We start from the raw sequence: 21,393 nt of genomic DNA, 5'->3' as shown, positions 1-21,393 counted from the left end.
CCGGGCGGTTCTATGGCCGCTTTTTCCCTGAAAATCGCCCCGAAACACGACACTAAAATCTGCTATCCGTCTATTGCGGCTGTTACGGCTGAAATGGGCGGATTTTTGTTTAAGGAGGAACTATGCCGAGAATGCCGAAAAAGAGGCAGTTGGAACTGTCCTTCTTCCTCAATGAACGGGGGCGGGTAATGTACAACGACCTTTGCCGGAAATGCCAGCGCACTTGCAAGCAGAGTTTCCGGGCGATCATTGTGGACTGCCCCCATTATCTTTCCAAACGCTCAAAACGAAAAGTAAAGGAGGACACCGATTGAATGGAAGTTGAATTTATGACCGCAGACACCACCCTGCCGCCCTGTATGCCGCTGCCGAGAGCCATGCTGCGGCTCCCGATCAGCAGCACCGCCAAGGTCATGTACGCCCGGATGTTGGATATTGTTTTCGTATCCGGCATAGAGGACGCCAACGGGATTTTGTTTATCCATTTCCCCATCGTGGAACTGGCGGCGGCACTTGCCCGCAGTACCATGACCGTGAAGCGTTCCCTGAATGAATTGGAGGACGCCGGACTGATACTGCGGGTGCGTCAGGGCTTCGGGGAACCCAACAAAATATATGTACTCATTCCCAAGAAGGAGGACAGCCGCCTATGAATGAAAAACTGGAAAAACTCAATCAGGAGATAGAAGAAACAGAAAAGAAGCTGCGCTGGGCGCAACAGGAGGAAAAGCGCCTGACCCATCAGGCCAGGGCGCTGACCCGGAAGGAACGGACGCACCGGCTTTGCACCAGAGCCGCCATGCTGGAAAGCTACCTTCCCCACCCGGAAGCCATTACAGATGAACAGGTCAGTCTATTCCTGAAGCTGCTGTTCCACAAAGACAGCACCCGGCAGCTTATGGAAAAAGTGTTTGCCGGACACGGCACAGAGAAGGAGGGTGCAGAATGAAGATGAATTTTTCAAAAGACGAGCTGGCTATGGTCTATCAGTACGCCGCCGGTACGAAGGAGGACACCCTTGCGGGGCTGAAAGAAATCGTGCCGGTTATCCGTGACCGGCAGACAAGGGAGATTGTGGAGAGTACCATCCGAAAACTGGACGCCATCCCGGAGCCGGAGTGCCGCCGCTTTATCGCTGACACAAAGCAGCGGTTTATCCAGAAGCGGGACAATTCCATCCGGCGCAGGCTTGCCGAAGCCAAGGCACAGGCGAGGACGGAAAAGCCACATCCCAAGAGAAAAGAGCCAGACCGGGAACGGTCATAATTGCTTCCAGAGCCGCAGCCCGTGGACTGCCCCTCTGAAAGAGGGCGCAACTATACACCGGTCAAGCCGGTGCGTTGCGTCCTGCCGGAAGCCCCTTGCAGGGAGCAGATGATTTCCGCAGATTTTCAATCTGTTCCAATCATCACAGGGGAAGCTACACTTCCCCTGCGCTGGCTGCCGCCAGCTACCCCCTTTGTGGACTTGCCGCCCGGAAACACCTTGCCTTGCAAGCTGTTTCCGTTCAGCAAGTTTACAATTCCTCTATTCCCATAATTGAACGACCATAGTATAATGAAAGCAACGATACAAGCCAGTTTACTTGATAAAAGGAGGGTATGAAAATGTCGTTTTTCAAATACGGTGATAAATCCATTTTTTATAAAGAGTGTGGAACCGGCGAGCCACTTGTTTTCCTACACGGTAATACAGCTTCTTCTAAAATGTTTGAACTTCTCATGCCGCTGTATGAAGAAAATTTTAGATGTATTCTAATTGATTTCTTAGGGAACGGGCTATCCGACCGAGTAGAACATTTTTCATCTGATGTATGGTATGATGAAGCATTACAGATAATTGCGCTTACTGAACATTTACAATGTGGGAAAGTTAGTCTCATCGGAACAAGTGGCGGTTCATGGGCGGCAATCAATGCGGCATTGGAACGCCCTGACCTGTTCTACAAAGTTATAGCAGACAGTTTTGATGGCCGTACTCTTAATAGTAATTTTTCCGATAATCTCCTATCTGAAAGAAAAACGGCAAAGGCAAATTTACAGTCAAGGCAATTTTATGAATGGTGTCAAGGTACTGATTGGGAAAAAGTAGTTGACCTTGATACAGAAGCCTTATTAAATTGTGCAAAAGAAAAGCGTCCTCTATTCCATAAGCCTTTGGAAGAAATGAAAGTCCCTGTTCTATTCATGGGGAGCAAAGAAGATGAAATGTGCAGAAAAAATCTTGAGCAGGAATACAAAGAAATGGCAGCCATAATTCCGAGTGCGACAATTCAAATATTTGAGCATGGCGGACACCCCGCAATAGCTTCAAATGCTGAACAAGCTGCGAAAAGGATTTACAATTTTATTTTGGATGAATAATAAAATCGGTTTGTCTATCAATCGGGCCACCTTGACCTGAACTTTCAAAACTGAATACCAGCCGCCCACCGGCGGCACCATCGAGCAGGAAATCTTGAAACAGGTTCCCTGCTCTTTTTATGCCCGGACGCCGGGAGAAAAGCTGTTGTTCCCGTCCAGCAAGTTTACAATTCATCTATTCCCAAAGGCAGCCAGTCATAGTATAATAGAACCAGCGAGAAATCGGCTTGTAAGGGAGCAAGATAAATGGAACAAAAATTGTATCGGTTACTGGGCGTAAACCAGTATCGTAAATTTGTTATCAAGGTAAAGAAGAAATATGACCAATGGAGGGGAAAGCCTGATACAGACAATTATTTTTTGAAAGATTATTCGGAAGAAGGGATTGTTTTTCTGAAAAGCCAGTTAATAAAAAATGCCAAAATTCATTTGGTTGGCGTTTTAGTTTGTCTACCAGCCGTATTGCTTGTAGGCCGTCCGTGGATACAGGTCATTGCGCTACTTATTTTATTGCACAATTTCTATTGCGTGATGATACAACGATATAACTTAATTCGCATAAATTTATTGTTGACAAAGAAGAACAAAAAGAAAAATATATCGTAATACTCCATCTTCGGGCCACCCTGACCCGAACTTTCAAAACTGAATACCAGCCGCCCACCGGCGGCACCACCAAGCAGGAAATCATGGAACGGTTTCCTGCTTTTTCTTTGCCCGGACGCCGGGAGAAAGGAGGCTACAATCCGTCATGCCACCATGCCCGCACTTTGACCTGAAAATCGTCCAGCGCAGCAAGCGCCAGTCTGCTGTCGCTGCCGCCGCCTACCAGAGCGGGGAACGGCTGTTTTCCGAATACGACCAGAAACAGAAATACTATTCCCATAAAAGCGAAATCGTCCACACCGAAATCATGCTGCCGCCCCACGCCCCGCCGGAGTACGCAGACCGCAATACCTTGTGGAACGCCGCCGAAGCCATAGAAAAACAATGGAACTCCCAGCTTGCCCGGAGGTTCGTGCTTGCCATACCGAGGGAACTTCCCCCGGAACAATACGTCGACCTTATCCGGGACTACTGCCTGGAGTTTTTCGTTTCCAAGGGCATGATTGCCGACTTTGCCATCCATGACAAGGGGGACGGAAATCCCCACGCCCACATCCTTCTTACCATGCGGGCGATGGACGAAACCGGGAAATGGCTCCCTAAAAGCCGGAAGGTCTACGACCTTGACGAGAACGGCGAGCGTATCCGGCTTGCGTCCGGCAGATGGAAAAGCCATAAGGAGGATACCGTGGACTGGAACGACCAGAAGTACGCCGAGATATGGCGGCAGGGCTGGGCTGATACGGCGAACCGCTATCTGGAAGCCATCGGCAGCCCGGAGCGCCTTGACCTTCGCTCCTATGAGCGTCAGGGGATAGATAAAATCCCCACCGTCCACATGGGGCCAGCGGTCAGCTATCTGGAACGGAAAGGCATACAGACCAACATCGGCAACCTGAACCGGGACATCAAAGCCGCCAATTCCCTCATGCAGTCTATCCGGCAGATGGTACGCAGCTTAAAGGGCTGGCTGTCCGGCCTGAAAGAGAAAAAGGCGGCGCTGCTGGAAGCACTGGAACAGGCCAAGGAGCCGACCATCCCCGAACTGCTTTCCCGGTATCTGGATATGCGGAGCGAGGAACGCACCGGCTGGACTTCCAAGGGAAAACTGAAAGGCACTGTCGGCGATTTCAACAAGGTTATGGAAGCCCTTGACTTCCTGCGGCGGAAAGAGATCTCCACCGTGGAAAGCCTTGACGCCTATCTGGATGAAGCCAGCGCACAGGCCGTTTCCATCCGTGAGGAAATCAAGCCGATGGAGAAACGTGTGAAAGAGATTGACCGGCTGCTTTTCCATATCGGGAACTTTGAAGCAAACAAGCCGGTTCATGTGAAATATGCCGCTATCCGCTGGAAGAAACCTAAGGAGAAATATGCCGCCGACCATAAGGAGGAACTGGACGCCTACAACGCTGCCCTGCGGTATTTCAAGGTTCACCTTGATGGGGCGAAGTACAGCACAAAGAAGCTGGCCGGGGAACAGGCACAGCTTTCAGAGAATATCGCTTCCAAGACGGAAGCGCTGACTGCCGTACAGGAGGATGTAAAGATTTTGCGGGATGTGCGCCACTGGCTCAATCAGGTTTTGCCATCCGAGCAGTACCGCCAGACCGCAGAGCCGGGAAAGAAACCGTCCATCCAGCAGGCGGTCAAAGGCCGGGAGCAGCGTATCCGGGAGGAACAGGCAGAGAAACGCCAGCAGCCCCGCCGCCAGCAAAAACAGGATATGGAACTTTAACCAATCAGGCGCTTGCCTTTCCTTTGTGAGAATGGCAGGCGCTTTTTCTATTTTCAGGAGGATTTGCCTATTGAACGTATTTGAAGCCGTGAAGCAGTCTGTTACCACCCGGCAGGCCGCCGAGCATTACGGTATCCGGGTAGGAAGAAACGGGATGTGCGCCTGCCCTTTCCATAACGATAAAAACCCCAGCATGAAGGTTGACCGGCGCTTCCATTGTTTCGGCTGTCAGGCAGACGGGGATGTGATTGACTTTGTTTCCCGTCTGGAAAATATCAGCCCCAGGGAAGCCGCCCTCATGCTGGCGCAGGACTTCTCCATCCCCTATGAGGATAAGGAGCCGCCAAGCAGGAGCCGCCGCCCCCAGCCCCGTCAGGAAAGCCCGGAGCAGCAATTCCGGCGCATGGAGCGCCATTGTTTCCGGGTACTGTCCGACTATCACAATCTGCTGCACCGCTGGAAGTTGGACTATGCCCCCAAGACGCCGGACGAGGAATGGCATCCGCTTTTCGTGGAAGCCTTGCAGAAACAATCCCATGTGGAATATCTGCTGGATGTGCTGCTGTTCTCCGATATGGAGGAACGGGCTGCCCTGATTGTCAGCTACGGAAAGGAAGTGAGAAACCTTGAGCGGAGAATGGCAGACCTTGCCGCCCGAACTGCGGCAGGCCGTAGAACAGACCATACAAGAAGCCCCGCCACCCCGGAGCGTTGAGGAAGTCAAGGCCATGCTGGAAAGCACCGAGAAAGGCGGCGTGCGGAACAGTATCCACAACTGCCTGACGGTATTCCAGTATGACCCCATTCTTTCCGGGGCGGTTGCGAAAAATCTCCTGACCGAGCGCATTGACCTTCTAAAGCCCATTGGCAGGAAACGCAGAACCGGCAGCAAGGCCATGACCGACACGGACATGAAATATATCCGGCTGTATCTGGAAAAGACCTACGGCCTGACAAGCGAGAAAAAGATAGCGGACGCCGCCGACCTTGCGGCAGACGCCAACAGCTACCACCCCATCCGGGACTACCTGAACGGCCTTGTCTGGGACGGGAAAGAGCGTATCCGCTACTGCCTGCGGCACTTTCTGGGAGCCGACACGGACAACTACACCTTCCAATCGCTGCGGCTGTTCCTGCTGGGAGCTATCCACCGGGCGTTCTGCCCCGGCTGTAAATTTGAGGTCATGCTTTGTCTGGTGGGCGGTCAAGGAGCCGGGAAATCCACCTTCTTCCGGCTGCTGGCCGTGAAAGACGAGTGGTTTTCCGATGATTTGCGGAAGCTGGACGATGATAACGTGTACCGCAAGCTACAAGGCCACTGGATAATTGAAATGTCGGAGATGATTGCCACCGCCAACGCCAAGAGCATAGAGGAAATCAAGTCGTTTTTAAGCCGCCAGAAGGAGGTCTATAAAATCCCCTACGAAACCCACCCGGAGGACAGGCTGCGGCAGTGCGTGTTCGGCGGGACTTCCAACGCCCTGGACTTCCTGCCCCTTGACCGTTCCGGGAACCGGCGCTTCCTGCCGGTCATGGTCTACCCCGAACGGGCGGAGGTACACATTTTGGACGATGAAGCCGCTGCCAGAGCCTATCTTGAACAGGTATGGGCGGAAGCCATGACAACCTACAAAAGCGGCGATTTCAAGCTGTCTTTTACCCCCGAAATGATACAGTACCTCAAAGAACACCAGCGGGATTTCATGCCGGAGGACACCAAGGCCGGGATGATACAGGCGTACCTTGACCGCTACACCGGCAGCGCCGTATGCTCCAAGCAGCTTTTCAGGGAAGCCCTGAACCACCCCTTTGACGAGCCGAAACAATGGGAAATCCGGGAAGTCAACGACATTATGAACCACGGTATCACGGGATGGAAGTATTTCTCCAATCCCCGGATATTTGAAGGATACGGCAGACAGAAGGGCTGGGAACGGGAAGCCCCGGCAACGGGCGCTGACAACGGGCGTGAAAAAACGCCGGACGGATTTGTAGAGGTCACGGAGCAGATGGAGCTTCCCTTCTGAAAAATCCGGGGAAATCACAGCCGGTTGCCGACCCCGTTGCTATCCCGTTGCCGGGCCGGTTGCCGGGAAAAAGCCCGTAACTGCGGGCTTTTCTCCCCTATGACAACCAAAGCAACAGAAAAATAAAAGAAAAAGTAATAAATAACCCAACCGCCAGACAGAGATTGTTTTCGAGGTTTTTTGAAGCCCGTTGCCGGACTTCGTTGCCGACCCTCTCCTGTCTGGCTTATTTCATTTATGGAGGTAACTGCCTATGGCAAAAAACAAAACTGAAATCCATGTCACAACGGTATTTGACGGCGAACTGGACGCTACGGACGTTTTCGTGAGCCTGATTGCACAGAAATACAGCCAGAGAAATGATAAAGAATATCTTGTGAAAAAGCAAGATTTAGGATATAATAAAGACAAGGTTCAGAGTGACCGTGTTCCGTCTGGATTGTGCGGGTAACGGTTATGATGAACGGATTTGAATATACAGGCGTAGACGCAATACTGGCAGGCAGCTTCCGGGCGGCTATCTATTGCAGGCTTTCCAAGGACGATGACCTTGACGGGGAGAGCGCCAGTATCGCAAACCAGCGGGCTATGCTGGAAACCTACTGCGAGAAGCAGGGATGGGAGGTTATTGCAGTCTATCAGGACGATGGCTACACGGGGCTGAACATGGAGCGCCCCGACCTGAAACGGATGTTGAAAGCCATCGAGCGCAGGCAGATAAACCTTGTGGTCACGAAAGACCTGTCCAGACTGGGTAGGAATTACTTGCAGACCGGCTTCCTGATTGAAGATTTCTTCCCCCGAAACGGCGTGCGGTATATCGCCATGAATGACGGTATCGACACCATGCGGGACAACAACGACATTGCGCCGTTCAAGAACATCCTCAACGAGATGTACAGCAAGGATATTTCCAAGAAGGTTCATTCCTCTTATCTGCTGAAAGCGCAGAAAGGCCAGTTTACCGGCTGCCTTGCCCCCTTTGGGTATCGGAAAGACCCGGAGGACAAAAACCATCTGCTGATTGATGAGGAAACGGCCCCCATTGTCCGGCGTCTGTTTGCGTGGGCGCTGGAAGGACACGGCCCCAACTATATCCGGCGCAGGCTGGAAGAAGAAAAAATCCCATGCCCGACCTACTGGAACCGGGTGCGGGGCTTTCGGAACGTGTCAACCAAGTGGGAAAAGAAAGACCCGGTCAACGGGCGGTATATGTGGGACTTCTCCGTGATTAAGGACATCCTGATGAACCCCGTCTACACCGGCGCTATTGCTTCCCAGAAGAAGGAATACCGCTTCAAAATCGGCACTATCGGGGAAAAGAAGCCGGAGGACTGGATTGTGGTAGAGAACCAGCATGAGCCGCTTGTTGACCGCAAGACCTTTGACATCGTGCAGCGCAAGCTGAAATCCCGGCAGCGCCCCCGCCAGACCGGGGAAATCAGCCTGTTTGCGGGGCTTATCAAGTGCGGCGAGTGCGGGAAGTCGCTGACAATCCGCTACACTAACGACAAGCACCCGAAACAGATTTATTCCTGTAAGACCTACAACGCCTACGGCAAGCAGCACTGTACCCAGCACCGGGTTGAATACGACACCCTTTACAGCCTTGTGCTGAACAAAATCCGGGAGTGCGCCAGAGCCGCCCTGATGGACGGGGAAGCCGTTGCCGGGAAGCTGACCGACACCTGCGAAGCCGAGCAGAAAGGCCAGCGGGAAGCGTTGGAGCGTTCCCTTACCAAAGACGAGGAACGGATTGACGTTCTGGAAAAGATGGTGCTGCGGCTGTATGAGGATATGGTTGCCGGGCGTATCAGCGAAGCGAACTTCAATCTGCTGATGGAAAAGACGCAGGCGGAACAGGCCGAGTTGAAAGCAAAGGTCACGGAAGGCCGGAAGAAGCTGGCCGATGAAATCCGGCTTGCGTGTGACGCCCGCCAGTGGGTGGAAGCCATTCAGGAATACGCCGACATCACGGAACTGGACGCCGCCACCCTCAACCGCCTGATTAAAGAAATCGTTGTCCATGAGAGCATAGACAGCGATAAGACAAGACACATTTCTATCGAAATTCATTTCAATCTCAAACCCATCCCGGAAGTGGAGCAGGTCACAGCCTGACCTGCCCCGCCGGGGCGGTTCTAAAAAAACTCCATAGATATTTCTTGACACGCCGCCGCCCGCCATCGAGCCGGTTTCCTACACCTATTTGGGTATGAAACAGCTTATGGCGGGCGGCGGTGTTGCCCTTATCGGCACTATCCTTGTACCGCTTCTTTCCGGTCTGTTCGGATAAGTTTACGGAGGGTAGCCTATGGAGAGCATACTGGAAGCGATTAACGAATGGATAAAGGAAATCCTTATCGGAGCCATTAACGGCAACCTTTCCACTATGTTCGGGGACGTAAACGAAAAAGTAGGCACCATTGCAGCGGAGGTAGGCAAGACCCCACAGGGGTGGAACGCGAACATTTTCAACATGATACAAAATCTGTCGGAAAATGTGATTGTACCCATTGCGGGGCTTGTCATTACCTATGTCCTCTGTTATGAGCTTATCAGCATGGTAACGGAAAAAAACAATATGCACGACGTTGACACGTTCATGTTCTTTAAGTGGTTTTTCAAAGCCTTTGTTGCCGTTTTCTTGGTAACGCACACCTTTGATATTACTATGGCGGTGTTTGATATGGCGCAGCATATTGTGTCCGGCGCGGCGGGGGTAATCGGCGGCGATACGAATATCGACGTAACCGAAGCCCTTGCCGCCATGCAGGAGGGACTAAAAGATATGGAAATCCCCGAACTACTGTTACTTGTCATGGAAACGAGCCTTATAAGCCTTTGTATGAAAATCATGTCCGTACTGATAACCGTTATCCTCTACGGCAGAATGATTGAGATATACGGCGCGTCCAGAAGCGCCGCTTTTCATCCAAAGGCGGTGTGCGGGCATTTTGGGAACCCGGCTTTAGCAAGCCGGTAAAGAAAAGTATCAAAGACGTGAAAAGCGTCACTTTAGCGTCATCCGATTTACCCCGGAGGGAAACCACAAGGGGGACAATAGCGTATCGGAAAAATCGCAAGTTGGGAAAACCATCTACCCACGACTGAGCGGCAAGACGCAACATTGTGAATGAGGAGCAAGGCTAAACTGCTTTAAGGGCAGTCCGAGGCGGGATACTCGACCCGGCGGCGCAGGATGGTTGTATTCGCCGTATGTCATAGCGGAATGTGACAGGTAAACACAGACCGCACGATACTTATGACAGCCAGCCGCAGTAAGCGGAAAAGGACGAAAACCCACTACCGACATCACAATACGCTTTTCCCAAAGTGTCTAACTGGAGATTGCCTAAACCGGAACGCCGGAACTATCCGGCTATGCGTAATGCCGCAAGGCGATAAATTTCAAGGGGTAAAAACCCAAGAAAGATGACGCTGAATATCCGGCATGGCAACGGAGCCTCCGTAGTAGTCCGAGGGCGGGAAAGCCGTCTACATGGCGAAGGGAGGCAGGATGTCAACCAATTCATAAAAAGGAAAGGTGCGTGAGGCATTATGAGAAGTCCTGAAAATGTGTTGGAAAGCCTAAAATCCAAGGCGTGTAACAAGAGCTACAAGTACGAGCGGTTATACCGCAACCTGTACAATCCACAATTCTATCTGCTGGCATATCAGCGGATACAGGCGAAACCAGGCAACATGACAGCCGGAACAGACGGCAAAACCATTGACGGAATGGGAATGGCAAGGATAAACGCCCTCATTGAAAAGATGCGGGATTTTAGTTATCAGCCTAACCCGGCAAGGAGAACGTATATCCCGAAATCCAATGGGAAAATGCGTCCTCTGGGGATACCGTCATTCGACGATAAACTGATACAGGAGGTGGTGCGGCTCATCTTAGAGAGTATTTATGAGCCAACCTTTAGCGACTATTCCCACGGTTTCCGTATAAACAGAAGCTGTCATACGGCACTCAAATATGTGCAGAAATATTTTACGGGGACAAAGTGGTTCGTTGAGGGAGATATAAAGGGCTGTTTTGACAACGTAGACCATCATGTGTTGATTGCTATTTTGCGAAAGCGGATTGCAGATGAACATTTCATCGGTCTGCTCTGGAAGTTCTTGAAAGCTGGATATATGGAGGATTGGAATTATCACAATACTTATTCCGGCACTCCGCAAGGCTCCATCATCAGCCCTATCCTTGCAAACATCTACATGAACGAACTGGATAGCTATATGGCAGAGTATGCAGAGAAATTCAACTGCGGAAACCGCCGTAAAATCAATCCTGCGTTCAAGAAGAAGCTGGATGTCTGCCGGGGGAAAGAACAAAGGCTTAAAAGAAATCTCTCTAAAATGAGCGAGGAAGAAAAAGAGGGCTTAATTGCAGAAATCCGGGAACTGCGGCGTAGTCTGAAATCTATGCCGTATAGCGACCAGATGGACGATAGCTATAAACGGATTTGCTATATCCGATATGCCGATGATTTCTTAATTGGAGTTATCGGCAGCAAAGAGGACGCAGAACAGATTAAACAAGATGTAGGCTGCTTTATCCGGGACAAACTCCATCTGGAAATGTCCGAGGAAAAGACATTGATTACTCATGGACACGACGCTGCGAAGTTCTTGGGATATGAGGTCACAATCGCCAAAGGCGAACACAACAAAAAGACCAAAACCGGGGCTACCAGACGGGTAAACAATGGAAAAGTCTTACTTTATGTTCCCCATGATAAGTGGGTAAAACGACTGTTCTCCTACAATGCCCTCAAGATTAAATACGACAAACAAAATGGAAACAAAGAGGTTTGGGAACCTGTCCGGCGCACTCGCCTGTTGCACTTGGACGATTTGGAAATCCTAAACCAATACAACGCAGAAATCCGTGGATTGTATAACTACTACCGACTTGCAAACAACGTGTCTGTACTCAATAACTTCTACTATGTAATGAGATACAGTATGCTCAAAACCTTTGCTGGAAAATATCGGACACGAATCAGCAGAATTATCCGCAAGTACCGTCAAGGAAAAGATTTTGTTGTGGAATATCCGAAGAAAAACGGCAAGGTCGGAAAGGTATTGTTTTACAATAATGGGTTCCGCCGGGACACTAAAGTAGAAAGCGGAAATCCTGATATAGTAGCAAGAATTTTTGAGAATTATGGGCGTAATAGTCTTATAAAAAGACTGCAAGCAAACAGGTGTGAGTGGTGTGGCGCAGAGAATGTGCCGCTTGAAATACACCATATACGAAAACTCAAAGATTTAAGTGGCAGAAAACAATGGGAAATCGCCATGATTGGGCGTAAGCGCAAGACAATGGCACTCTGCGTCTACTGTCACGACAAGTTACACGCGGGGAAATTAGACTGACATCTGGAGAGCCGGATACGCTGAGAGGTGTAAGTCCGGTTCGGAGGGGAGTTCTCGGAAACCTGCCATAGTGATATGGTAAGGCGCCGGGTTCTTACCCTACCCTACTGTTCCGTTTCCCCTATCCCTTTTGCCACCATGACAAACCGGGAATGGGGACAGATTGGGAACAACTACCTAAAGGGGCTGTTTGCACTTGGTTTTCAAGGCTTCCTCATTATGATATGCGTCGGCATTTATGCGGTTTTGGTAGGCGAAATGGTCTTAGCGGACAACCTGCACAGCGCGATTTTTTCCCTTGCAGCCTATACCGTTATCCTCTGTTTCTCCCTGTTCAAATCCGGCGCACTGGCAAAATCTATATTCAACGCCCACTAAGGGCAGAAAGGAGGTTTTTTCTTGGCGTATGTACCTGTACCCAAAGACTTATCCAAAGTCAAAACAAAAGTCGCTTTCAATCTGACAAAGCGGCAAATCCTTTGTTTTTCAGTGGCACTTCTTATGGGACTGCCACTTTTCTTTTTGTTCAAAGACAGCGCAGGGACGAGCCTTGCGGCAATGGCAATGATTGTCGTCATGCTTCCCTGCTTCTTGGTTGCCATGTATGAAAAGCATGGGCAGCCCCTTGAAGTGGTTGTAAAGAACATCATTCAGACAAAATTGACCCGCCCCAAAGTGCGACCGTATCAGACGGAAAACCTGTATGCACTCTTGGAGAAACAGCGGGCATTAGAAAAGGAGGTATCAGCGATTGTCAAAAGGACAGACAAAAAAGACGCGGGAAGCCGCAGGAAACAGGCGTAAGCTGACCCGCGCGGAAAAGAAACAGATAGCGGCGGTTATCCGGCAGGCAAAGGGGGACGGCAAAGCCCACACCGCACAGCAGACCATTCCCTACCTTGCCATGTACCCGGACGGTATCTGCAAAGTGGCACAGCGGAAATATTCAAAGAGCATTGCCTTTGAGGACATCAACTATCAGCTTGCACAGGCAGACGATAAGACCGCCATTTTTGAAAACTGGTGCGATTTTCTCAACTACTTTGACGCAAGCGTGAACGTGCAGCTTTCTTTCATCAATCAAGGCTCACAGCAGGAACAGGCAGCGCTGGCAATCCATATCCCGCTGCAAAATGACGATTTTAACTCTATCCGCACTGAGTATTCCGATATGCTGAAATCGCAGCTTGCCAAAGGGAACAACGGGCTTGTCAAGCATAAGTACATCACATTTTCCATTGAAGCGGACAATCCGGCGGCAGCAAGGGCGCGGCTTTCCCGTATTGAAACAGACGTACTCAATAATTTTAAGGTGCTTGGGGTATCGGCGCACCCCTTATCCGGCTATGAACGCCTAAAGGTGCTGCATGGGGTATTCCACCCGGCAGGCGAGCCGTTCTCATTCTCTTATGACTGGCTGACCCCGACGGGGCTTACCACAAAGGACTTTATCGCCCCGTCCTCTTTCAAGTTCGGGGAGGGACGCTACTTTGCTATGGGGAAAAAGACGGGGGCGGTATCGTTCCTTGAAATCCTTGCCCCGGAGTTAAACGACCGTATCTTAGCGGATATGTTGGACTTGGAAACAGGCGTTATTGTCAATCTCCACATTAAAAGTATCGACCAGTCGGAAGCAATCAAGACCATTAAGCGCAAAATCACTGACCTTGACAAGATGAAGATTGAGGAACAGAAAAAAGCGGTTAGAAGCGGTTACGATATGGATATAATTCCGTCCGACCTTGCCACCTTTGGAAATGAAGCAAAGAACCTGTTGCAGGATTTACAGAGCCGCAACGAGCGAATGTTTCTTCTCACGTTCCTTGTGGTAAACATGGCAGACACGAAGCGGAAACTGGAAAATGACATTTTCGCGGCGGCGGGCATTGCACAGAAATACAACTGCGCCCTGACCCGTCTTGACTATCAGCAGGAAGCGGGGCTGATGTCCTCTATCCCTTTGGGGGAGAACCTTATCCCGATACAACGGGGACTTACCACATCAAGCACCGCTATTTTTATCCCGTTCATCACGCAGGAGCTATTTCAGACCGGGTCTGCCCTGTATTATGGGCTGAACGCTTTAAGCAACAACATGATACTCTGCGACCGCAAGCAGCTTAAAAACCCGAATGGGCTTATCTTGGGAACACCGGGCAGCGGAAAATCCTTTGCGGCAAAGCGGGAAATCACAAACGCCTTTCTCATTACTGACGATGATATTTTTATCTGCGACCCGGAAGCCGAGTATTTTGCCCTTGTCAAGCGGCTTGGCGGGCAAGTGATACGCTTATCCCCGACCGGGAAAGGCATGGACGGCAAGCCCCAGTATGTGAACCCTATGGATATGAACCTTAATTACAGCGAGGACGACAGCCCCCTTGCACTGAAAAGTGATTTTATCCTGTCTCTCTGCGAGCTTGTCATTGGCGGCAAGGAGGGCTTGCAGCCCGTTGATAAGACCGTCATTGACCGCGCCGTAAGGAATGTGTACCGGGACTACCTTGCTGACCCCGACCCGGCAAAAATGCCTATCTTGGGCGACCTTTACGACGAGCTGTTAAAACAGCCGGAGCCGGAAGCTGCCCGCATTGCAGCGGCATTGGAGCTGTATGTTTCCGGCAGTCTTAACGTATTCAACCACAGAACGAATGTGGAGCTTTCTAACCGCCTTGTCTGCTTTGACATTAAGCAGCTTGGGAAGCAGCTCAAAAAGTTAGGTATGCTCATTGTGCAAGACCAGATATGGAACCGCGTTACCATTAACCGGGCAGAAAAGAAATCTACCCGCTACTATATGGACGAATTTCACTTGCTCTTAAAAGAGGAACAGACCGCCGCTTACAGTGTGGAGATTTGGAAGCGTTTTAGAAAATGGGGAGGCATACCCACAGCTATCACGCAGAACATTAAGGACTTGCTTGCTTCCCGCGAGGTGGAAAATATCTTTGAAAACTCTGATTTTGTCCTCATGCTCAATCAGGCACAGGGCGACCGGGCTATCCTTGCAAAGCAGTTAAATATCAGCCCACAGCAGATGAAGTATGTAACCCACACCGAAGCAGGCGAGGGACTTATCTTTTATGGGAATGTGGTGCTTCCCTTTGTAGACCATTTCCCGAAAGATACCGAGCTTTACCGCATTATGACGACGAAGCCGGAGGAAGTGAGCAGCCTATGAAACAGTTAAAACCACGCGATAAAATCACGCAGAAAATGACCCGCGACGGGCTTATCGAGGTAAACGAAACACAGCAGACCGCCGAGCGTATCAGCAGCCGGGAAGCAGACAGCGACTTTTCACAGCCGGACAGTGCCGCAGCGGAACGCGTCATAGAACATCTTGACGCAGCACATACCCGAAAAGCAAACAAAAAGGAAGTCAAAAAAGAGCAGGAAGCTACTGCTTTGCGTACTTCCACTTCCCGCTTACAGTTTACCGAGGAAGAACGGGCAACGCCGGAACTGGAAACTTACATCAAAAAATCGGAAAAAGCCGCTGACCGACTGGACGCAGCAAAGGCAGCTATCCCAAAGCAAAAGAAACTGGTTAAGGAGCGCACCTTTGACGAAGCCGCAGGAAAGGCAAAGACCCGCCTGCACTTTGAGGAACAGGAAAAGCCGATACCCGGCGGCAAAGCCCACAGCAACCCGTTATCCCGCCCCGCGCAGGAAGCGGGTATTTTTGTTCACAACAAAATCCACAGCGTCGAGAAAGACAATTCCGGCGCGGAGGGCGCGCACAAATCGGAGGAACTTGCCGAGCGCGGCGCAAGGTACGGGACAAGGAAATTCAAACAGGGCTACCGCAGCCATAAGCTGAAACCCTACCGGGAAGCAGCAAAGGCAGAAAAGGCAGCGTTCAAGGCAAATGTGAACTTCCAGTATCACAAAGTCTTGCAGGAAAATCCTCAGCTTACAAGCAATCCCTTTTCCCGGTTTATGCAGAAACAAAAAATCAAACGCCAGTATGCAAAAACTGTAAAGAAAGGCGGTGCAGCCACCGCCAAAGCAACCGCCGGAGCGTCACAGACAGCAGCAAAGAAAGCGGCTGCCTTTGTAGGGCGACACCCGGCGGGCGTGATAATCGCTATCGCCGCGCTGCTTCTGTTCATCATGGTATCAGTAGGGCTTTCCTCTTGTGGGGCAATGTTTTCCGGCAGCATGAACAGCGTGTTAGGGACTTCCTACACGTCCGAGGACAGCGACCTTGTGGCAACGGAACAGAGCTATGCTGCAATGGAAAACGAACTGCAAAGTGAGATTGACAATATCGAAACCACCCACAGCGGCTATGATGAATACCGCTATGACCTTGACACTATCGGGCATAACCCACACGAACTTGCGTCTTATCTGACCGCCCTTTTACAGAGCTACACCCCACAGAGCGCACAGGCAGAGCTAAAACGGCTGTTCGGCTTACAGTACACCTTGACGCTGACGGAAGAAATCGAGATACGCACCACCACCGACGAGGAGGGCAACGAGGAAGAATACGAATACCGTATCTTGAACGTGAAGCTGACAAACAAGCCGATTGCTTCCCTTGCGGAAGAACTGCTGAACCCACAGCAGTTTGAAATGTTCAAAGTGTACTTACAGACACAGGGCAACAAACCGTTGATTTTTGGCGGCGGCTCTCCCGACGGCAGCCCGTCCGAGGATTTAAGCGGCGTGGAGTTTGTAAACGGCACACGTCCCGGAAACCCGGAGTTTATGGAGCTTGCAAAACAGCAAGTCGGAAACGTGGGCGGTTATCCCTATTGGAGTTGGTATGGCTTTAACAGCCGCGTGGAATGGTGCGCCTGCTTTGTGTCATGGTGCTACAATCAAGCCGGAAAAAGCGAACCCCGCTTTGCAGGCTGCGAATGGCAGGGCGTTCCTTGGTTCCAGTCAAGGGGACAATGGGGCGCGCGGGGCTATGAGAATATCGCACCGGGCGACGCTATCTTTTTCGATTGGGATTTAGACGGTGTTGCAGACCATGTGGGGCTTGTGCTTGGCAGGGACGGAAGCCGCGTCTATACCGTTGAGGGCAATTCCGGCGACGCCTGCAAGATAAAGAGCTATGACCTTAACTATCAATGTATCAAAGGCTATGGGCTGATGAACTGGTAAAGCAGCCCCAAAAAGAAAGGAGAAATGACCTATGGCAAACAATAAAATCGACCGTATCAATAAGGAAATCGCAAAGACCCGCGAGAAAATCACAGAGTATCAGAACAAGTTAAAAGGACTGGAAGCGCAGAAAACCGAAGCGGAAAACCTTGAAATCGTGCAGCTTGTACGCGCTATGCGACTTACCCCGCAGGAATTAAATGCTATGCTGTCCGGCGGCGGTATTCCCGGCATGAACGCCGCACCCGCTACCGAAGCGGCAGACTACGAAGAACAGGAGGACAATGCAGATGAAAAATAAACTGAAAAAGACCATGACTGCCCTTTGTGCCGCCCTTATCCTTATGGGCGGTTTTTCTGTCCCTGCCTATGCACAGGGCGCAGCCACAGAGCCGCCCGCAGGGGACGCGACCAACGACAGCAACGTAGTTGTGGAGGAAAAAGAGGAAACGCCGCCCCTTACCCCAAAGGGAAACGCAACACTGGTTGACGATTACGGCGGCAATAAGCAGCTTATCACTGTTACCACCAAAGGCGGCAACTATTTCTATATCCTCATTGACCGCGCCGCCGAGGGCGAACAGACCGTACATTTCCTAAATCAAGTGGACGAAGCCGACCTTATGGCACTGACCGAAAACGGCGAAGCTGCCAAAAAGCCGGAAATCTGTAACTGTACGGAGAAATGCGAAGCCGGAAAGGTAAACACGTCCTGCCCGGTATGTGTTACCAGTATGACAGGCTGCACAGGCAAAGAACCTACCCCAACACCAACCGAGCAGCCGGAAGAACCGAAAGGAAAAGGCGGCAATCCCGGTGTGGTGCTTGCCTTAGTCCTCTTTGCCCTGCTTGGTGGCGGCGCAGCGTTCTACTACTTTAAGTTTCTAAAGCCGAAGCAGAATGTAAAGGGCGATACCGACCTTGAAGATTTTGAATTTGAGGACTACGACGAGGACGAGCCGGAAGCAGATACCGGGGAAACTCCCGAAGATGAAGAAACGGAGGAAGAAACCCTATGACCCTGTTTACCGACAATCCCTTTGAAAAGATGATGATACAGAAACCGAACGGGCGGCGTGATAATGCTCCGCCTGTTCCTTATCCCCCGGCTTGCGCTTCCTGCCCTTACAAGGGACAGTCCCCTTGTGTTGGGTATTGCATTAGAAAGATTGAAGCAAAACGACAGCCGGAACGATAAAAAGATGTACTTTCGATATGGAATATGATATAATTGTTCCAACCATAGGAAATGATAGAGTTAAACAAATTTTTAGAGTAAGCAAAGGAGATAAAAATATGTTACCCATTTCTGATATTCTTATTCGCTCAATAAGTGGATATGTGTTTATAGTTCCAGTTTTTATATTGTATTTCTTATACCTTAAAAAATCAGGAAGAAAGCAAAGCCTTCTCCATATTACTGCTGTATTTTTATTCTATTATTATCTTTTCGGGATTTTGACCGTAACAGGTATTGGTTATACAAGCACAATATCATTTCGTCCGAGGATTTCTCTGATTCCGTTTCTCGGTATGATAAGTGGACCAATAGATACCATACTGAATGTTGTTTTATTTGTTCCTTTTGGATTTTTTCTGCCGTTGCTGTATAAGAAATATCATCACATAAAGACTGTTGTATTAACTGGTTTTCTGTTCTCTTTATCTGTTGAAATTGTTCAGATGTTTGGTTGGGGTTCAACAGATATAAATGACCTTATTACAAATACAGTTGGAGTCTGTTTAGGATATTTGGTTTATTATTTGCTATCAAAAGTCTTGCCTAATAATTTAAGAAAACAATTTCAATCTGAGAATGTCAATGATATGGTCGAAGTGCCTTTGTTTGCAATTTACACATTTATAATCATGGTTACAGTTCAACCTTGGGTAATCCATAGTTTACTCAATATTGGATAAATTTTAGTTTTGTCAAATCATTTTACTATTTCATATCGCACAATTTTATACAATCACTTGTAGGAGCAATCGAAAAATCGGTTGCTCTTTTCTTTTACCCGAAAGGAGGATTTTTATTTGATTTTAGTTATCGCAGAAAAGCCCAGTGTGGCGCAGACAATCGCTGCCGTACTTGGGGCAAAGGAAAAGAAAGACGGATTTCTCACAGGAAGCGGCTATATCGTTTCTTGGTGTGTGGGACATTTGGTAGGGCTTGCGGAAGCTGCCGCTTACGGGGAGCAGTATAAAAAGTGGAGCTATGACAGCTTACCGATTTTGCCGCAGGAATGGAAATACACCGTTTCCGCTGACAAGGAAAAGCAATTCAAAACCTTAAAGGAGCTTATGCACCGGGCAGACGTTTCCGAAGTCGTCAATGCCTGCGACGCAGGGCGCGAGGGAGAACTCATTTTCCGTTTTGTCTATGAAATGGCAGGCTGCAAGAAACCTATGCGCCGCCTTTGGATTTCTTCTATGGAGGACAGCGCAATCAAAGAGGGCTTTTCCTGTCTGAAGAACGGCAGGGATTATGACCCTCTCTTTGCTTCCGCATTATGCAGGGCAAAAGCAGACTGGCTAATCGGTATCAATGCCACCCGCCTTTTTTCTGTCCTTTACAATCATACCTTGAACGTGGGGCGCGTACAGACCCCGACCTTAAAAATGCTTGTTGACCGGGACGCAGCGATTACCACTTTCAAGAAAGAAAAATACTACCATGTACGCCTTGCATTATCCGGCGCGGAAGCTGCAAGTGAACGAATTTCAAATAAGGCAGAAGCCGACGCATTAAAAACGACTTGCGAAGCGTCGCGGGCAGTATGTACTTCCCTTGTGAAAGAGAAAAAGACCGCAGCTCCGCCGAAGCTCTTTGACCTTACTTCTTTACAGAGGGAAGCAAACCGCCTGTTCGGATATACGGCAAAACAGACCCTTGACCTTGCACAAGCCTTGTATGAAAAGCGTTTGCTTACTTATCCGAGAACAGACAGCGCATTTCTGACCGACGACATGGGCGACACAGCGGCGGGCATTATCAAGCTGCTTTGTGGGAAGTTTTCCTTTATGGCGGGAAAAGACTTCACGCCGGAACTTGGAAAGGTGCTGAACAGTAAAAAGGTATCAGACCACCATGCCATTATCCCAACTATGGAGCTTGCAAAGACCGACCTTGCCGCGCTGCCGGAAAGCGAAAGGAATATCCTTACCCTTTCCGGGGCGCGTCTACTTATGGCGACCGCTGCACCGCATACCTTTGAAGCGGTTACGGCAGTCTTTGAATGTGCCGGACAGTCCTTTACCGCAAGGGGAAAAACGGTGCTGTCCGACGGGTGGAAAGAGATTGACCGAAGATACAGGGCAGCCTTAAAGAACAAGCCCGAAACGGACGACGCAGACAGCGACACAGAAAAGACCCTGCCGCCGTTTACCGAGGGACAAACCTTTGACAATCCGGCTGCAACGGTAACGGAGCATGACACAACACCGCCAAAGCCCCACAACGAAGCGTCGCTCCTTTCTGCTATGGAACGCGCCGGAAGTGAGGACACCGACCCGGACGCAGAACGCAAAGGGCTTGGAACTCCCGCCACCCGCGCCGCTGTCATTGAAAAACTGGTAAAGGGCGGCTTTGTGGAACGAAAAGGCAAGCAGCTACTTCCCACAAAAGACGGTATCAACCTTGTGTGCGTCCTGCCGGACACCTTGACAAGCCCGCAGCTTACCGCAGAATGGGAAAACAATCTGACGCAGATTGCAAAAGGCAAGGCAGACCCCGCCGCATTTATGGAGGGTATCGAGAATATGGCGCGGGAACTGGTAAAGACCTATCCGTTTCTTTCTGATGATAAAGCGCAGATGTTCAAGCCGGAACGGGAAGCGTTGGGAAGCTGCCCCCGCTGCGGTTCTCCTGTCTATGAGGGAAAGAAAAACTACTATTGCAGCAACAAAGAATGTATCTTTACCATGTGGAAAAATGACCGTTTCTTTGAAGAACGAAAAGTAACCTTTACCCCGAAGATTGCCGCTGCACTCTTAAAATCCGGCAAGGTAAATGTGAAAAAGCTCTATTCCCCAAAGACAGGCAAAACCTACAACGGAACTATCGTATTGGCTGATACGGGCGGGAGATATGTCAACTACCGCATTGAACTGCCGAAGAAAAAATAACTGAATAGCAAGCATA

The 21,393-nt window shown here is 50.0% G+C and carries 19 protein-coding genes and 3 pseudogenes; all 22 read left to right on the top strand.

Annotated elements, in window-relative coordinates:
• Positions 1-122 precede the first annotated feature (122 nt).
• The 22 genes and pseudogenes from GXM22_RS15115 (at position 123) to GXM22_RS06450 (ending at position 21,377) form a co-directional block, all read left to right on the top strand.
• Entirely contained in the window at positions 123-314 is a 192-nt protein-coding gene (locus GXM22_RS15115; protein WP_187115652.1) for a hypothetical protein, read from the top strand.
• On the top strand, positions 315-653 hold the full coding sequence (locus tag GXM22_RS06555; RefSeq protein ID WP_005933747.1) for a DeoR family transcriptional regulator: 339 nt from the start codon (positions 315-317) through the stop codon (positions 651-653).
• Entirely contained in the window at positions 650-949 is a 300-nt protein-coding gene (locus GXM22_RS06550; RefSeq protein ID WP_005933748.1) for a DUF3847 domain-containing protein, read from the top strand. Before GXM22_RS06555 ends, GXM22_RS06550 begins: the two co-directional genes overlap by 4 nt.
• Positions 946-1,266: a transposon-transfer assisting family protein gene (locus tag GXM22_RS06545; protein ID WP_005933749.1), complete on the top strand. Its 321-nt coding sequence runs from the start codon at positions 946-948 to the stop codon at positions 1,264-1,266. Before GXM22_RS06550 ends, GXM22_RS06545 begins: the two co-directional genes overlap by 4 nt.
• Before the next feature lie 341 nt (positions 1,267-1,607).
• Positions 1,608-2,363 carry an alpha/beta fold hydrolase gene (locus GXM22_RS06540; protein ID WP_035394357.1) on the top strand — a complete coding sequence of 252 codons (756 nt, stop codon included), beginning with the start codon at positions 1,608-1,610 and terminating at the stop codon, positions 2,361-2,363.
• A gap of 246 nt (positions 2,364-2,609) precedes the next feature.
• Positions 2,610-2,969 carry a glycosyl-4,4'-diaponeurosporenoate acyltransferase CrtO family protein gene (locus tag GXM22_RS06535; RefSeq protein WP_005933753.1) on the top strand — a complete coding sequence of 120 codons (360 nt, stop codon included), beginning with the start codon at positions 2,610-2,612 and terminating at the stop codon, positions 2,967-2,969.
• A gap of 145 nt (positions 2,970-3,114) precedes the next feature.
• Positions 3,115-4,707, top strand: coding sequence for a MobQ family relaxase (gene mobQ / locus GXM22_RS06530; RefSeq protein WP_005933754.1), 1,593 nt, complete (start codon positions 3,115-3,117; stop codon positions 4,705-4,707).
• Between the two features lie 70 nt (positions 4,708-4,777).
• Positions 4,778-5,422, top strand: coding sequence for a CHC2 zinc finger domain-containing protein (locus tag GXM22_RS06525; protein ID WP_005933755.1), 645 nt, complete (start codon positions 4,778-4,780; stop codon positions 5,420-5,422).
• A 13-nt stretch (positions 5,423-5,435) separates the two neighbouring features.
• A complete protein-coding gene (locus GXM22_RS06520) occupies positions 5,436-6,734 on the top strand; it encodes a virulence-associated E family protein (RefSeq protein WP_005933757.1) in 1,299 nt (432 codons plus the stop codon).
• A 253-nt stretch (positions 6,735-6,987) separates the two neighbouring features.
• Complete coding sequence (locus GXM22_RS06515) at positions 6,988-7,185, top strand: hypothetical protein (protein ID WP_005933759.1); 198 nt, start codon at positions 6,988-6,990, stop codon at positions 7,183-7,185.
• A gap of 5 nt (positions 7,186-7,190) precedes the next feature.
• Positions 7,191-8,855 (top strand): recombinase family protein, encoded by a 1,665-nt coding sequence (locus GXM22_RS06510; RefSeq protein ID WP_005933761.1) that lies wholly within the window; start codon positions 7,191-7,193, stop codon positions 8,853-8,855.
• 91 nt (positions 8,856-8,946) lie between these two features.
• A pseudogene (locus GXM22_RS06505) lies at positions 8,947-9,030 on the top strand (Maff2 family mobile element protein); the annotation flags it as partial.
• A gap of 18 nt (positions 9,031-9,048) precedes the next feature.
• A pseudogene (locus tag GXM22_RS06500) lies at positions 9,049-9,642 on the top strand (VirB6/TrbL-like conjugal transfer protein, CD1112 family); the annotation flags it as partial.
• 653 nt (positions 9,643-10,295) lie between these two features.
• Complete coding sequence (locus tag GXM22_RS06495; RefSeq protein ID WP_005933772.1) at positions 10,296-12,128, top strand: reverse transcriptase/maturase family protein; 1,833 nt, start codon at positions 10,296-10,298, stop codon at positions 12,126-12,128.
• A gap of 105 nt (positions 12,129-12,233) precedes the next feature.
• Positions 12,234-12,506, top strand: a pseudogene (locus tag GXM22_RS06490) (VirB6/TrbL-like conjugal transfer protein, CD1112 family); the annotation flags it as partial.
• 21 nt (positions 12,507-12,527) lie between these two features.
• Positions 12,528-12,932: a PrgI family protein gene (locus GXM22_RS06485; RefSeq protein WP_035394369.1), complete on the top strand. Its 405-nt coding sequence runs from the start codon at positions 12,528-12,530 to the stop codon at positions 12,930-12,932.
• The gene (locus GXM22_RS06480) at positions 12,880-15,309 is read left to right on the top strand and encodes a VirB4-like conjugal transfer ATPase, CD1110 family (RefSeq protein WP_035394372.1); all 2,430 of its coding nucleotides are present in this window, start codon (positions 12,880-12,882) and stop codon (positions 15,307-15,309) included. Before GXM22_RS06485 ends, GXM22_RS06480 begins: the two co-directional genes overlap by 53 nt.
• On the top strand, positions 15,306-17,249 hold the full coding sequence (locus tag GXM22_RS06475; RefSeq protein WP_370569191.1) for a CHAP domain-containing protein: 1,944 nt from the start codon (positions 15,306-15,308) through the stop codon (positions 17,247-17,249). The genes GXM22_RS06480 and GXM22_RS06475 overlap by 4 nt, the downstream gene beginning before the upstream one ends.
• Before the next feature lie 31 nt (positions 17,250-17,280).
• Positions 17,281-17,550 carry a DUF4315 family protein gene (locus GXM22_RS06470; RefSeq protein WP_005933780.1) on the top strand — a complete coding sequence of 90 codons (270 nt, stop codon included), beginning with the start codon at positions 17,281-17,283 and terminating at the stop codon, positions 17,548-17,550.
• Positions 17,540-18,268 carry a DUF4366 domain-containing protein gene (locus GXM22_RS06465; RefSeq protein WP_035394374.1) on the top strand — a complete coding sequence of 243 codons (729 nt, stop codon included), beginning with the start codon at positions 17,540-17,542 and terminating at the stop codon, positions 18,266-18,268. The genes GXM22_RS06470 and GXM22_RS06465 overlap by 11 nt, the downstream gene beginning before the upstream one ends.
• Positions 18,269-18,464: 196 nt before the next feature.
• Positions 18,465-19,169: a VanZ family protein gene (locus GXM22_RS06455; protein ID WP_022621592.1), complete on the top strand. Its 705-nt coding sequence runs from the start codon at positions 18,465-18,467 to the stop codon at positions 19,167-19,169.
• Between the two features lie 117 nt (positions 19,170-19,286).
• Entirely contained in the window at positions 19,287-21,377 is a 2,091-nt protein-coding gene (locus GXM22_RS06450; protein ID WP_069432104.1) for a DNA topoisomerase 3, read from the top strand.
• The last annotated feature ends 16 nt before the right edge of the window (positions 21,378-21,393 follow it).

The organism is Faecalibacterium duncaniae (assembly GCF_010509575.1).
In the GTDB taxonomy this organism is placed as follows: Bacteria; Bacillota; Clostridia; order Oscillospirales; family Ruminococcaceae; genus Faecalibacterium; species Faecalibacterium duncaniae.
This window is presented reverse-complemented; position numbering and strand designations above follow the sequence as displayed.